This window comes from Caldicellulosiruptor kronotskyensis 2002 (genome assembly GCF_000166775.1).
GTDB lineage: Bacteria > Bacillota > Thermoanaerobacteria > Caldicellulosiruptorales > Caldicellulosiruptoraceae > Caldicellulosiruptor > Caldicellulosiruptor kronotskyensis.
In genome coordinates, this window is sequence record NC_014720.1 from 1,329,817 (window position 1) to 1,344,687 (window position 14,871).

Sequence of the window (14,871 nt, forward strand, 5' to 3'; positions counted from 1 at the left end):
GAACTTAAAACTAAATTTTTAACAATAAGGAGGTTGATAACAATGGCTCATATTTTAGGTATAGACCTTGGTACAACAAACTCTTGTATGGCAGTTATTGAAGGTGGTCAACCTGTTGTAATTCCTAACGCAGAAGGGTTTAGAACAACTCCATCAGTTGTGGCTTTCACCAAGACAGGTGAGAGGCTTGTCGGTCATGTAGCAAAAAGACAGGCTATCACAAACCCTGAAAGGACTATTATATCAATAAAGAGAGATATGGGTACAAACAGAAGGATAAAGATAGATGACAAAGAATATTCACCAGAAGAGATATCTGCTATGATTTTGATGAAACTCAAAGCTGATGCAGAAGCATATCTTGGTGAAAAAATAACACAAGCTGTTATAACTGTTCCAGCTTATTTTACAGATTCGCAAAGACAGGCAACAAAAAACGCAGGTAGAATTGCAGGGCTTGAGGTTTTGAGAATCATCAACGAGCCAACAGCAGCGGCTTTAGCTTACGGTCTTGACAAAGAAGGTCATCAAAAGATAATGGTATATGACCTTGGCGGTGGAACATTTGACGTTTCAATCTTGGAGATTGGCGATGGTGTAATTGAAGTTTTAGCAACGTCTGGTAACAACAGACTTGGTGGCGATGACTTTGACCAAAGGATTATCGACTATATAGCTGATGAGTTTATGAAAGAGCACGGTATTGATTTGAGACAAGACAAGGTTGCGCTCCAGAGACTAAAAGATGCAGCAGAAAGGGCAAAGATTGAACTTTCGTCTGCGCTTCAGACAACAATTAACCTGCCATTTATCACAGCAGATGCAAACGGTCCAAAACACATTGATATGGTTTTGACACGTGCAAAGTTTGAAGAGCTTATAAAAGACCTTGTAGAAAAGACAAGAGAACCTGTTGAGACAGCACTTTCTGACGCAAAGCTTACTCCAGAGCAGATTGACAAGGTCATTTTGGTTGGTGGTTCAACAAGAATTCCATATGTTCAGGAATTTGTAAAGAAACTTACTGGTAAAGAGCCGTTTAAAGGAATAAATCCGGATGAGTGTGTTGCAATTGGTGCTGCAATCCAGGCAGGTGTTCTTGCAGGACAGGTAAAAGACATATTGCTTTTGGACGTAACACCACTTTCACTTGGTATTGAGACTCTGGGTGGTGTGTTCACTAAGATTATTGAAAGAAATACAACAATCCCAACACGAAAAAGCCAGATATTCACAACAGCAGCAGATGGTCAGACACAGGTTGAAATTCACGTTCTGCAAGGTGAAAGACCACTTGCAAAGGATAACAAGACACTTGGAAGATTTATACTTGATGGTATTCCGCCTGCACCAAGAGGAGTGCCACAGATTGAGGTTACATTCGATATAGACGCAAACGGTATTGTACATGTTTCAGCAAAAGACCTTGGCACGGGAAGAGAGCAAAAGATTACAATAACATCCCAGACACATTTGAGTGAAGAAGAGATTCAAAGAGCTATTAAAGAAGCTGAAATGTACGCTGAACAGGATAGAAAGAGAAAAGAACTTATTGAGGCACGAAACAGAGCAGACTCTATCATCTACCAGACGGAAAAGCTGCTTCGCGAACTTGGTGACAAGATGACAGAAAATGAAAAGCAGCAGATTGAGTCAAAACTAAAAGCCTTGAAAGATGTTATGAATGGTGAAGATAAAGAACAAATTGAAAGGGCTATTGACGAACTCACAAAATCATTCTATGATGTGTCTACAAGACTTTATCAGCAGGGTTATACCACATCGGGACCGCAAGGTGGACCAAACCCAGGTGGTGGACAGGGAGGTCCTGATGGCAATGTAAATACTGATTATAAAGTATACTAAAGACTGTGATATAAACAAGGTAGGGGACCAAAGTCATGAAGTGTTTAAAAATGGCTTTGGTCCTTTTTATGATTATTTGTTAAATTCATGTTATTGGTATATAATAATATTCAGTAAAGTAAGCGGGTGATAAAGAATGGCACAAAAAAAAGACTACTATGAGATTTTAGGTGTTCCAAGGAATGCAACAGAAGAAGAGATAAAAAGAGCCTACAGAAGACTTGCAAAACAATACCATCCTGATGCAAATCCAGGTAATAAAGAGGCAGAAGAAAAATTTAAGGAGATAAACGAGGCATACGAAGTCTTGAGCGATCCTGAAAAGAGAAAGCTTTATGACCAGTTTGGTCATGCAGCGTTTGACCCGAAATATGGTGCACAAGGTAGCGGTGGTTTTTCTGGTGGATTTGGCGGTGGATTTGCTGACTTTGATTTTGGCAGTTTTGGTGATATTTTTGAAGACCTGTTTGAAGGCTTTGATATATTTGGAACATCCAGAAGAAGAAAAGAAGCACCAAGAAAAGGTGCTGATATATATGTCGATTTAGAACTTACTTTAAAAGAGTCTGTATTTGGCTGTGAAAAAGAGATTCCAATTTACAGAACTGAAAAATGCAGTAGTTGTGGTGGAAGTGGTGTAAAACCAGGTTCTGCACCTGTGAGATGTCAAAAGTGTGGCGGCACGGGCCAGATAAGATCAAGACAGGCAACATTCTTTGGGGAGTTCACCACCATAAAAACCTGTGATGCATGCGGCGGAACAGGAACTATTATAACAGACCCATGCAGAGAATGTGGTGGAACGGGAAATGTAAGAAGACAGCGACGAGTAAAGATTAATATTCCAGCAGGAATTGATGATGGCCAAGTGATAACGTTAAGAGGCGAGGGCGAGAGCGGCATCAAAGGCGGTCCTAACGGTGATTTGCATATTAGAATAAAAATAGTACCTCATCCTGTGTTCAAAAGAGTCGGGCAGGACCTTTATATTGAGGTTCCAATAACATTTGTTAATGCAGCTTTGGGTGGCGAGATAGAAATTCCAACGCTTGATGGTAAGACAAAGGTGAAAATTGAACCAGGAACACAAAATGGTGATGAGGTCAGAATTAGAGGCAAGGGCGTTCCGAACCTGCGATCGCGAGGGAGAGGCGACCTTGTTGTGAAGTTTATAGTGGAGGTTCCAAAAAAGCTTACAGAAAAGCAGAAAGAGCTTTTGAGAGAGTTTGAAAGAATTTCAACAGAAGAGGGATATGAAAAGAGAAAACATTTTTGGGATAGGATAAGAGAAGCTTTTTCTTAAGACATTTTTGAGTTTGAAAGAAGGAGAAGAAAGAACAAATGAGATGGTATGAGATATCAATTAAGACTACCGAAGAGGCAGAAGATGCTGTTTCCAATATTTTATACGAACTCGGAGCAAACGGTGTTGTCATTGAAGACAATGAAATTGTGGCAAGACCAAATTTATGGGATTATATTGACGAAAACCAGTTTACAAAAAAGGATTATGCGAAAGTTTGCGCTTATTTCCCTGAAAGTAGCAATGTTTTAGAGCTTACCCATACTATTGAGGAGAGGCTTAAAGAAATTGCAAAATATATTGATATTGGAGAAGGTAAAATTAGTGTTTCTGAAGTTAATGAAAAGGACTGGGCAGAAGAGTGGAAAAAGTATTATAAGCCTGTTGAGATAGGGAATATTGTGATTGTTCCTTCATGGGAAGATTATAAAGCCGAAGACAGCAAAACAATTGTTTGGCTTGACCCTGGTATGGCATTTGGCACAGGAACTCATGAGTCAACAATTTTGTGTCTTGAAGCTATCCAGAAATATGTAAAGCCAGGGATGGATGTTCTTGATGTTGGAACAGGTTCAGGGATATTAGCAATAGCTGCAAAAAAGTTTTTGGCAAGAAGAGTTTTAGCAGTTGATATTGATGAGGTTGCTGTTAAGGTGGCAGAGGAGAACGCAAGGTTAAATGGAGTTGAGATTGAGATAAAAAAGAATGACCTTGTTGAAGGCATAGAAGAAAAGTTCGATGTGGTTATTGCTAACATTGTTGCTGATATCATTGTGAGGCTCTCAAGAGATGTAAAGAAAGTTTTGAAAGACGACCGAATTTTTATCTCTTCTGGCATTATCGAGGACAGGCTTGAAGATGTTTTGAAAAGCTTTGAGAAAAGTAGTCTTGAAATTGTAGAAGTGAAAAAAATGGGTACATGGTGTTTGATTGTTAGTAAAAAAAGCTGTGTAGGGTGATATTAAGTGCCAATCTTTTTTGTTGAAAAGCAGAACATTGAGAATAATATTGCCTATATCACAGATATAGAAGATATAAATCATATAGTCAAGGTTTTAAGGAAAAGAGAAGGAGATAAGATAAATCTATGTGATGGCAATTATGATTACTCATCGCGTATAGTTGAAATTTCAAAAGACAGAATAAAACTTTTAATAGAAAACAAAACTTTGAATGACCGAGAAAGTACCAAAAACATTTTTTTATTTCAATGTATTATCAAAAACCAAAAAATGGATTTTATTGTGCAAAAAGTAACAGAGATTGGAGTAAAAACAATTGTACCTGTGGTGTCTAAAAGAGTGGTGATTGATATTTCAGAAAAACAGGAAAAAAAGGTTGAAAGGTGGCGCAAAATTGCGCAAGAGGCCCAAAAACAGTGTCTTCGCCCTATGCCACCTTTAATCGAAATGCCAATTAGAATTTCTGAGATTAAAGAGAAATATTTAGATAAGCTTGATATTCTTTTTATTCCTTATGAAAAAGAATCGGAGACTTCAGAGTGGTGTATATCTTCAGATTATAATAACATTGGGATTTTGGTTGGACCTGAAGGTGGTTTTGAAGAAGAGGAGATAGAAGAGTTAAAAACCTTTAAAAATGTGAAAGTTATTTCGCTTGGCAAAAGAATACTCAGAAGTGAAACAGCCTCAATTGCAGCGCTTTCCATCCTGATGCATGAACTTGGAGAAATGTGAGGGGAAGTGACAAATTGTGAATGTATACTTTGACAACGCTGCAACCACAAGGCCTTTTGATGAAGTAATTTATCAGCTTTCAAAGTTTTTGAAAGATACCTACGGCAATCCTTCATCGCTTCACAGACTTGGTGTTGAGGCAGAAAAAATAGTAAAAGAGACAAAAGAAATTATTGCAAAAAAACTTGGAAGTAGCAGCGATGAGATTTATTTTACTTCTGGTGGAACAGAAGCAAACAATTTGGCACTTATTGGCTGTGCGGTTGCACATCAGAAAAGGGGAAAAAGAATTGTATCAACACCTGTTGAACATCCTTCTGTTATATCTACGCTTGAGTATTTAGGGAGAAATGGATTTGAAATACAATATGTACCTGTGGATGCTGAGGGAAATTTAGATTTTGAGCAGTTAGAAAAGCTCATAGACCAGAATACCATTCTGGTAAGCGTGATGCTTGTCAACAATGAGACAGGGCATATATTTGACGTGAAGAAACTATCTGAAATTGCAAAAAAGAAAAATCCAAATGTTATTGTTCACACAGATGCTGTTCAGGCTTTTATGAAAGAAAAGACCAATGTTAAAGAATTGAATGTCGACCTTATGTCGATAAGTGGTCATAAAATACACGCATTAAAAGGAATAGGAGCTTTGTATATCAAAAAGGGTATTAACATCCAGCCGATAATCTTTGGAGGACAGCAGCAAAAAGGTATAAGACCTGGAACAGAAAACATGCCAGGCATTTTTTCGTTTGCTAAAGCAATTGAGATATTTGATAAGCTAAAAGTTTCTGAACCTGATAAACTTAGGAACATAAAGCGAAGATTTATTGAAGGACTTTCAGCGTTCGATGATGTTGTGATAAACTCTCCTTTAGATAAGACATCCGATGCGATATTAAATGTATCTTTTTTGGGTATAAAATCTGAAGTTTTTCTTCACACGCTTGAAAGTTATGGTATATTTGCATCTTCTGGGTCTGCCTGTTCATCAAAAGGCAGAACTTACAGCAAGGTTTTGCACAGCATGGGAAAAAAGCTGGATGTTGCAGAAAGCAGTATACGTTTTTCGTTTTCTTACCTCAATCAAATTGGAGAGGTTGACTATGCACTTGAGTGCATTGAAAAAGCGTTGGGATTTTTGAGAAAAATAAAAAAGTAAAGGATGAGCTCAAAATTGAAAGCACTACTGATAAGATACGGTGAGCTTGCATTAAAAGGTCAAAATCGTCCTTTTTTTGAGGATACTCTGGTCAGAAATATCAAAAAAAGACTTTCTGACATTGACTCGGTTATGGTTAAAAAGGAGCAGGGCAGAATATTTGTTGAAAATTTGAGTGAGGAATATTTTGATGAAGCTATTGAAAGGCTCAAACGCGTTTTTGGAATTGTAGGAATTACCATATGCGAAGTCGCTGAAAAGAATTTAGGGGGAATAAAGCAGGCTGCTGAAGTTGTTACCAAAAGTGAGCTCGAAAAGGGCAAGAGAACTTTTAAGGTTGAGACTAAGCGAGCAGATAAGAAATTTGAGCTAAAGTCTCCAGAGGTCTCTAAGTTAATAGGTGCGCATATCTTGAAGAAGTTTGCAGAAATGTATGGACTTTGTGTTGATGTTCACAACCCTGAATTTACTTTGAACATTGAAATAAGAGACAAAGTATATGTCTATTCATCAGAAGAAAAAGGTATTGGAGGAATGCCGCTTGGCACAGGTGGCAGGGCGCACCTTCTTTTGTCCGGTGGTATAGACAGTCCTGTTGCCGGCTTTATGATTGCCAAAAGAGGTGTTGAGATAGAAGCAATTCACTTTTACAGTTTTCCTTACACTGGCGAGAAAGCAAAGGAAAAGGTAATAGACTTGTGTAAGGTTTTGGCAAAATACACAGATAAGATAAAGCTCTATATAGTTCCTTTTACTGAAATTCAGCTTTCTATTTATGAAAATTGTGATGAGAGATTCTTGACAATAATAATGAGAAGATTCATGATGAAGATTGCACAAAAGATTGCTATGCAAAACGGTGGACTTGCTTTGATTACCGGTGAGAGCATAGGTCAGGTTGCAAGCCAGACAATGGAAAGTCTGTTTTGCACGCAGGCAGCTGTTTCAATGCCGGTTTTCAGACCGCTCATTGGCATGGACAAGGAAGAGATAATAAGACTTGCAAAGAAGATTGGCACATATGATATCTCTATACTTCCTTATGAAGACTGCTGTACTGTGTTTGTTCCTAAGCATCCAAAAACCAAACCAAAGCTTGAACAAGTTTTGGCTGAGGAAAGCAAGCTCAAGGCAGAAGAACTGATTGAAAAGGCAGTAACAAATACCGAGTGGATGGTGATAAGAGATAGGTGAGTTTGTAAGACTTCAGAAATTTATGGCACAGTGCGGTGTTGCTTCCCGGCGTAAGTGTGAAGAGATTATCCTGCAAGGCAGGGTAAAAGTAAACGGAGAGCTTGTGAATCAGCTGGGGTTCAAGGTTGACCCAGAAAAAGATGTGGTTGAAGTAGATGGAAAGAGGATATCCCCGCAGATGCAGAAGGTATATATAATGCTTAACAAACCTTTTGGTGTCATTTCTTCTGCAAAGGATGAAAAGGGAAGAAAAACAGTGGTTGATTTAGTCAAGGACAAAGTAAATGTGAGGGTATTTCCTGTGGGGAGGCTTGATTTTGATACAACTGGCTTGATTCTTCTTACAAATGATGGAGAATTTGCATATAAAGTCACACACCCAAAACACGATATTGAAAAGACCTATATAGCCTTAATCAAAGGCATTCCTTCTAAGAAAGAGATAGAAAGGTTTGAAAAAGGACTTTTAATAGATGGGAAAATGACTGCGCCTGCCAAATTTAAGATTTTAAAGCTCATAAATGGTAATGCTCTGGTTGAGATAAAAATCCATGAGGGAAGGAATAGGCAGATAAGAAAAATGTGTGACCAAATTGGTCATAAGGTTTTGAAGTTAAAAAGAATTGCAATTGGCAAACTCCAGCTTGGAAAACTAAAAGAAGGGGAATTTGTTTTCTTAGATAGAGAAACAGCAAACAAGGTGTTTGAAAAATGAAAATTAAAAAACTGAAAGGAGAGTGCTAAATTGACTGATGAGAGGTTAAAACTTCTTGCAAAAAACCTTATTGAGTATTCGGTTGAATTAAAAGAAGGCGAGAACATTTTAATTGAGCTTATTGGACAGGAGATTGAACTTGCAAATCAACTTGTAAAACTTTCATATTTAAAAGGTGCAAAACCATTTTTGTGGTTAAAACATCCAACACTACTTAGAACTCTTCTTTTGAGTGCAACAGAAGAGCAGATAGAAATGATCGCTCAAAATGAAAGAGATCTTATGGAAAAGATGGATGCATATATAGGTATTAGATCTTCACCAAATCCATTTGAACTTTCAGATGTTCCAGACGAGAAGATGAATCTGTATCAAAGAATATGGTTTCACAAAGTTCACGGAGAAGTCAGAGTTCCAAAGACGAAATGGTGCATATTAAGATACCCCAACTATTCGATGGCACAACAGGCAAAGATGAGTTTGGAAGAGTTTGAAGATTTTTATTTTAACGTTTGCAATCTTGACTATAGCAAAATGTCGAAAGCAATGGATGCTTTGGTAGAGCTTATGCAAAACACAGATGAGGTTCGGATAGTTGCAAAAGACACAGATTTGAGATTTTCAATTAAAGGCATGAAAGCTGTCAAATGCGATGGTCACATGAATATTCCCGATGGTGAGGTATACACTGCGCCTGTCAAGAATTCTGTAAATGGTTATATAACATACAATACACCTTCGAACTATGCAGGGTTCAAGTTTGAAAATATAAGATTTGAATTTAAAGATGGAAAGATTGTAAAGGCAACTGCTAACAATACAGAAAAGCTCAACAAGATATTGGATACTGACGAGGGTGCAAGGTATATTGGTGAATTTTCAATTGGTCTGAATCCATATATTACAAAGCCCATGGAAGACACACTTTTCGATGAGAAGATTGCGGGAAGCATCCATTTTACCCCAGGTAGCGCATATGAGGATGCTGACAATGGCAACAGATCAGCTGTGCATTGGGACATTGTACTCATTCAAACACCTGAATATGGTGGTGGGGAAATTTACTTTGATGGAAAGCTCATTAGAAAAGATGGAAGATTTGTGATAAAAGATCTGGAAGGCTTAAACCCAGAGAACTTAAAATAGACTCTTTACTTGAAAAAATTTTTTCACAGTATTTGCCTTTTAAGAATATCATAGAAGTAGACATAATATATTAATTGAGGATGAAAAATGGAAAATTATCTTTCTGCTCAGCAGCTTGGGACATTTGCTGGTATTGCTATCGCTACGAATGTAATTGTCCAGTTTACCAAAAGCATTTTTAAAAAACGGTGCAAAGATTATGTGATCAGAATATACACTTTTGCAGTAACTCTTATTCTTTCTTTTATATTTATTCCTCATAACAATACACTTAAGGATATTGTTCTTCTTATTATCAATTCCATATTAATTTGCATGACTTCATTTGGAAACTATGAGATTTTTAAAGACACATACAGAAACACCAAAAAATAAAAATGGGTAAGGCTGCCCAGCAAACATATTTAGAATTTAGTTACTTTTACTTTGTGGGCAGCCTTATTAATTCCTTCAAAAACTGGTTCAGATTTTCCCAACACACACAAAAATCATTATAGCCTTGTGAGCGTGAAGCCTATTTTCTGCCTCATCAAATACCCTCGATTGCGGACCGTCTATAACCTCTGAGGTTACTTCGAACCCTCTGTATGCTGGAAGACAATGCAAGAATATCGCATCATCCTTTGCTAATTTCATAAGAGAGCTGTCTACCTGATATCCTTCAAAATCCCTTATTCTTTTTTCCTTTTCTTCTTCCTGTCCCATCGAAACCCATGTGTCTGTATAGACAACATCAGCATCTTTTACAGCCTCTTTTGGACTATAAGTAAAGATGATGTTGCTTTTGCTCTTTTTTGCTTCATCAAGTGCAAAGTCTACAACTTCCTTCTTTATTTCATAGCCGGGTGGAGTTGCAACTGCAATGTCGAGACCAAGTTTTGCTGCGCCTACCAAAAGTGTGGCTGCTACGTTGTTGCCGTCTCCTACATATGCAATTTTTAGATTACTGAGCCTTCCTTTCTCCTCAAAAATTGTCTGAAAATCAGCTATGATTTGGGTTGGATGATAATCATCAGTAAGCCCATTTATAACTGGGATGGAAGAGTATTTTGCAAACTCTTCAACCTCTTTTTGTTCATATGTTCTTATAACAATTAGGTCAAGGTATCGCGACAGAACCTTTGCTGTATCCTCTATTGTTTCACCTCTGCCAAGCTGAAGGTCATTTTTCCCAAGATAGAGTGAATATCCGCCAAGCTGATGGATTCCCACTTCAAATGATACACGTGTCCTTGTTGAAGCCTTTGTAAATATAAGTCCCAACGCTTTGTTCTTTAAGTAAGGGAAATAAAAACCTCTTTTAGCTTCTTTTTTTAACTTACTTGCAAGTTCAACTAAATACAGAATATCTTCTTTTGAAAGGTCATTTAGATGAAGAAAATGTCTCATAACACTTCATCCTTTCATCTTTAAATAAATCATTCAAGCAATAGATATCTTTTTCAATCTCATCCAGTGAAGATAGAACGTCCACATAATACAGTGCTGTGTCAATCGATGTCAATGTTGTGATTCCAAACTCAACAGAAAGTCTTCGCAAAACAAAACCAAACTCTTGCATTTTGTCTTTGGATGGAATATTTATTACAAACGAGAACTTGTCTTCAAGTAGCAACTTTTGAGCAGTCTCTTTGTCTATAAACTCTACATTTAAGCCTTTTATATAATCTTTCATGCTATCTACGAGGAACACTTTGTAGTTTACTTCATATAGTTTTCGTATAATCTGCTGTATAGCATCCTTTTCACTTTCAGGTGCTAAAATCAAGCAGCTTCCGTTTTTCATAAATTTGTGATTGGAGGATATGAAAGCTTTGTAAAGAGCAACTTTTAGATTTTTGGAGATACCAAGAACTTCGCCGGTGGATTTCATCTCTGGTCCCAAGTATGCATCAACCTTTGATAATTTGGAAAACGAAAATACAGGAGCTTTTACTGCAAAAAAGTCTGGTTCTTTTACAAGCCCAGTTTGGTATCCCAAATCTTTGAGCTTTTTGCCAAGTATGAGTTTAGTTGCAATCTTTATCATAGGAATTCCCGTAACCTTGCTCAAAATTGGCACAGTTCTGCTTGCCCGAGGATTTACTTCTATTACATAAACATTTTCATCTTTGTCAATTACAAATTGAATATTGAAAAGTCCTACAACTCTCAAGGCGCGGGCAAGTTTTATAGTGTAATCAATAATTTTTTCTTTTACCTTTTCAGAGAGTGTATGGGGAGGAAACACTGCCATGCTGTCTCCAGAATGAACACCAGCTCTTTCAATATGTTCCATGATCCCAGGTATTAACACATCTTCTCCATCCGAGATTCCATCAACTTCAGCTTCTTTTCCAAGGATGTATTTATCGATCAAAATAGGATGTTTTATTGATATCTCAATTGCAGCTTTGATGTATTTTTCAAGCTCCTCGCGGCTGTAGACAATCTCCATTGCCCTTCCGCCAAGAACATAAGATGGTCTTACCAGAACAGGATAGCCAATTTGCTGAGCAACCTTCACCGCATCTTCCAAGCTGTATGCAGCCCCACCTGGAGGATAAGGAATATTGAGGTTTTTGAGAAGATTCAAAAACTTGTCTCTATCCTCTGCAGTGTCAATACTTTCCATAGAAGTTCCTAAAATCTTCACACCGTTTTTTGCAAGGTATGAAGCCATATTTATTGCAGTCTGACCACCAAATTGAACTATTACGCCCATTGGTTTTTCCTGTTTTATTATGTCTAAAACACATTCTTTTGTAAGAGGTTCAAAAAAGAGCTTGTCTGATGTATCAAAGTCAGTTGATACTGTTTCAGGATTGTTATTGATGATTATAGCTTCAACTCCTTCTTCTTTTAACGCGAATATTGAATGAACACAGCAATAATCAAATTCAATTCCCTGACCAATTCGAATTGGTCCTGAACCTATTACAATTGCCTTGGGCTTTGAACTTACAACTAAGTCAGTTTCTTTTTCGTATGTGGAATAAAAATATGGTGTTTTTGCTTCAAACTCACCTGCACAGGTGTCAACCATCTTGAAAGAAGGTTTTAGCTTACATTTCTCTCTTATTTCTATTACCTCGTCCACATCTTCTTTTAAAAGATTTGCAATGTATGAGTCACCAAACCCAAGCCTTTTAGCTTTTTGTAAAAGGTCATATGGCAGTGATTCTATGTCATATTTTTTGAGCTGTTTTGACATATCAACTATGTTTTTGAACTTTTCAATAAAGAAGTAATCAATCTTGCTGAGGTCTGAGATGAACTTGCAGTCATAATTTCGGGAAAGAGCTTCGCATATTGCGAAAACTCTCTCATCGTTTGGAGTTTTTATATACTCTAAAAGTTGGTCATCTGGCATTTCTTCAAATTTCTTAAGACCAAGCTGATAATTAATCTTGACATCCAGTGAATCTATTGCTTTTAAAAAAGCTTCTTCAAATGTTCTTCCAATAGCCATGACCTCGCCAGTTGACTTCATCTGTGTGCCAAGTCGTCTGTCTGCCTTTTCGAACTTGTCAAACGGCCATCTGGGCACTTTTACAACAACATAGTCTATAGACGGTTCAAAGCTTGCATATGTGTTTTGGGTGATAGGATTTATTATTTCATCAAGTGTAAGCCCAATTGCTATTTTGGCAGCAATTCGAGCAATAGGATATCCTGTAGCTTTTGATGCTAAGGCAGACGAACGGCTCACTCTTGGATTTACCTCAATTACTACATATTCCATATTGTTTGGATTTAGTGCAAACTGAACATTGCATCCGCCCTCAATTTTAAGACTTCTTATTATGTTTAAAGAAGCACTTCGCAGCATCTGATACTCTTTATCAGAAAGAGTTTGAGATGGGGCAACAACAATACTATCACCTGTGTGAATTCCCACAGGGTCTATGTTTTCCATGTTGCACACTGTGATGCAATTGTCGTTGCTGTCCCTCATGACCTCATATTCTATTTCTTTCCAGCCAAGGACACTTTGTTCAATCAATACTTGATGAATTAAAGAAAGTTTCAATCCTTTGCTTGCAATATATCTTAATTCTTCTTCATTGTAAGCAATTCCACCGCCTGTGCCGCCAAGGGTATAGGCAGGACGAACAATAACAGGATATCCAACTTCTCTTGCAAATTCTATAGCTTCTTGTACAGAGTGTGCTATGATGCTTTTTGGCACAGGTTCTCCAATTTCAATCATGGTCTTTTTAAAAAGTTCCCTGTCTTCTGCCTTTTTAATTGTTTCAAGCGATGTTCCAAGAAGGCAAACTCCGTACTTTTCCAAAATTCCTGCTTCGGCAAGCTCAAATGCCATATTGAGTGCTGTCTGACCACCAAGTCCAGCCAAAAGTCCTTGTGGTCTTTCTTTTTTGATTATTTCTTCGATATAGTCAACTGAAATTGGTTCAATATATACCCTGTCAGCAATTTCTGTATCAGTCATGATTGTTGCGGGGTTGGAGTTTACAAGTACAACTTCTATTCCTTCTTCTTTTAAAGCGCGGCAGGCCTGAGTTCCTGAATAGTCAAACTCAGCAGCCTGCCCAATTACTATCGGACCAGAGCCTATTATCAAAACCTTTTTTATGTCTTTTCTCTTTGGCATCTTTTTCTACACTCCATTCAAAAGCTTAGTAAATTGGTCAAATATATATTTTGAGTCATGTGGACCCGGGCTTGCCTCAGGATGGTATTGAACAGATACTATAGGCAAATCAAGATGAGCAAACCCCTCAACAGTTTTATCATTTACATTTACATGTGTGATTTTTATTTTTTCATATTCTTTATATTCAATTGCATAGTTATGATTCTGTGAGGTTATATAAACCTTGCCGGAAATCAAGTCTTTTACCGGGTGGTTTCCTCCATGGTGACCAAATTTCAGCTTGTATGTCTTAAGTCCTAAACACAAACCTAAAAGCTGATGGCCAAGACAGATTCCAAGGATAGGTTTTTTTAGCTCTATTATTTGTTTCAAAGTGGGGAAGATTTCTTCTAAGTCAGTAGGATCACCCGGTCCGTTTGAAAATACAAACCCTTCTGGATTAATATTCATGATTTGGTCAAGAGAGCTATTATACGGAAACACATATAAATCAAGCCCTCTTTTTGAAAGTTCTCTCAAGATGTTTTGCTTTATTCCAAAATCTAAAACAGCAACCTTCTTGCCATTGCCTTCAATTCTGTAAACCTGAGTGGTCGAAACCTCTTTTACCAAAGATGGCTTTTGTTTTTTATACTCAAATATTTTGCTCAGGAGTATCTCTTTATTGTCGGTCTCTGTTGAGATAATACCAAGCATTGAGCCTTTATTTCGTATGTGTTCTGTTATAGCTCGTGTATCAACACCCTCAATTGCCACAATATTATTCTCTTTTAAATATTCATGCAATGTCTTCTGAGCCCTGAAATTTGAAGGTGTTTTACATGCCTCTCTTACAATAAAACCTTCAACATGAGGTTTGTATGACTCCACATCTTCACTATTTATTCCGTAGTTGCCTATAAGAGGGTATGTCATTGTAACAATCTGACCATTGTAGGAAGGGTCAGTCAGTACCTCTTGGTATCCTGTCATGCATGTATTGAATACAATTTCACCAATTGTTTCACCTTCACTACCAAGTGAAATTCCTTCAAATGTCAGCCCGTCTTCTAAAACAAGTACCGCTTTTTTCATTTTCATTCTCCTTCTTGAGCATTTTTAAATAAAAGAGTATCAAAATCTCGTCTTAAGTTCAATACTAAAATGTTGTCAAATAAATTATAAACCAAAATGAATAAAAATACA

At 37.3% G+C, this 14,871-nt stretch carries 12 protein-coding genes; 9 read left to right on the forward strand and 3 right to left on the reverse strand.

The window, feature by feature from the left end:
* Positions 1-42: 42 nt before the first annotated feature.
* The 9 genes from dnaK to CALKRO_RS05905 all read left to right on the forward strand — a co-directional run bounded on the left by dnaK (position 43) and on the right by CALKRO_RS05905 (position 9,461).
* Complete coding sequence (gene dnaK / locus CALKRO_RS05865; protein ID WP_013430138.1) at positions 43-1,866, forward strand: molecular chaperone DnaK; 1,824 nt, start codon at positions 43-45, stop codon at positions 1,864-1,866.
* A gap of 136 nt (positions 1,867-2,002) precedes the next feature.
* Positions 2,003-3,169: a molecular chaperone DnaJ gene (gene dnaJ, locus CALKRO_RS05870; RefSeq protein ID WP_013430139.1), complete on the forward strand. Its 1,167-nt coding sequence runs from the start codon at positions 2,003-2,005 to the stop codon at positions 3,167-3,169.
* 38 nt (positions 3,170-3,207) lie between these two features.
* A complete protein-coding gene (gene prmA, locus CALKRO_RS05875; protein WP_013430140.1) occupies positions 3,208-4,128 on the forward strand; it encodes a 50S ribosomal protein L11 methyltransferase in 921 nt (306 codons plus the stop codon).
* A gap of 6 nt (positions 4,129-4,134) precedes the next feature.
* Positions 4,135-4,866 (forward strand): RsmE family RNA methyltransferase, encoded by a 732-nt coding sequence (locus tag CALKRO_RS05880; protein ID WP_013430141.1) that lies wholly within the window; start codon positions 4,135-4,137, stop codon positions 4,864-4,866.
* 16 nt (positions 4,867-4,882) lie between these two features.
* A complete protein-coding gene (locus CALKRO_RS05885) occupies positions 4,883-6,031 on the forward strand; it encodes a cysteine desulfurase family protein (protein ID WP_013430142.1) in 1,149 nt (382 codons plus the stop codon).
* A 3-nt stretch (positions 6,032-6,034) separates the two neighbouring features.
* Positions 6,035-7,225, forward strand: a complete 1,191-nt coding sequence (gene thiI / locus CALKRO_RS05890; protein WP_041741612.1) for a tRNA uracil 4-sulfurtransferase ThiI — start codon at positions 6,035-6,037, stop codon at positions 7,223-7,225.
* Complete coding sequence (locus tag CALKRO_RS05895; protein WP_013430144.1) at positions 7,218-7,940, forward strand: pseudouridine synthase; 723 nt, start codon at positions 7,218-7,220, stop codon at positions 7,938-7,940. Before thiI ends, CALKRO_RS05895 begins: the two co-directional genes overlap by 8 nt.
* A 30-nt stretch (positions 7,941-7,970) precedes the next feature.
* Positions 7,971-9,086, forward strand: a complete 1,116-nt coding sequence (locus CALKRO_RS05900) for an aminopeptidase (protein WP_013430145.1) — start codon at positions 7,971-7,973, stop codon at positions 9,084-9,086.
* A gap of 87 nt (positions 9,087-9,173) precedes the next feature.
* Positions 9,174-9,461, forward strand: a complete 288-nt coding sequence (locus CALKRO_RS05905) for a hypothetical protein (RefSeq protein ID WP_013430146.1) — start codon at positions 9,174-9,176, stop codon at positions 9,459-9,461.
* Positions 9,462-9,548: 87 nt separating this feature from the next.
* Here the strand turns inward: CALKRO_RS05905 and argF are convergent, their stop codons facing one another.
* Genes argF through carA form a run of 3 tightly spaced genes read right to left on the reverse strand, consistent with a single transcriptional unit; the run spans position 9,549 to position 14,760 of the window.
* Positions 9,549-10,475: an ornithine carbamoyltransferase gene (gene argF, locus CALKRO_RS05910; protein ID WP_013430147.1), complete on the reverse strand. Its 927-nt coding sequence runs from the start codon at positions 10,473-10,475 to the stop codon at positions 9,549-9,551.
* Entirely contained in the window at positions 10,450-13,683 is a 3,234-nt protein-coding gene (gene carB / locus CALKRO_RS05915; RefSeq protein WP_013430148.1) for a carbamoyl-phosphate synthase (glutamine-hydrolyzing) large subunit, read from the reverse strand. The genes argF and carB overlap by 26 nt, the downstream gene beginning before the upstream one ends.
* 6 nt (positions 13,684-13,689) lie before the next feature.
* Complete coding sequence (carA, locus tag CALKRO_RS05920) at positions 13,690-14,760, reverse strand: glutamine-hydrolyzing carbamoyl-phosphate synthase small subunit (RefSeq protein ID WP_013430149.1); 1,071 nt, start codon at positions 14,758-14,760, stop codon at positions 13,690-13,692.
* Positions 14,761-14,871: the final 111 nt, after the last annotated feature.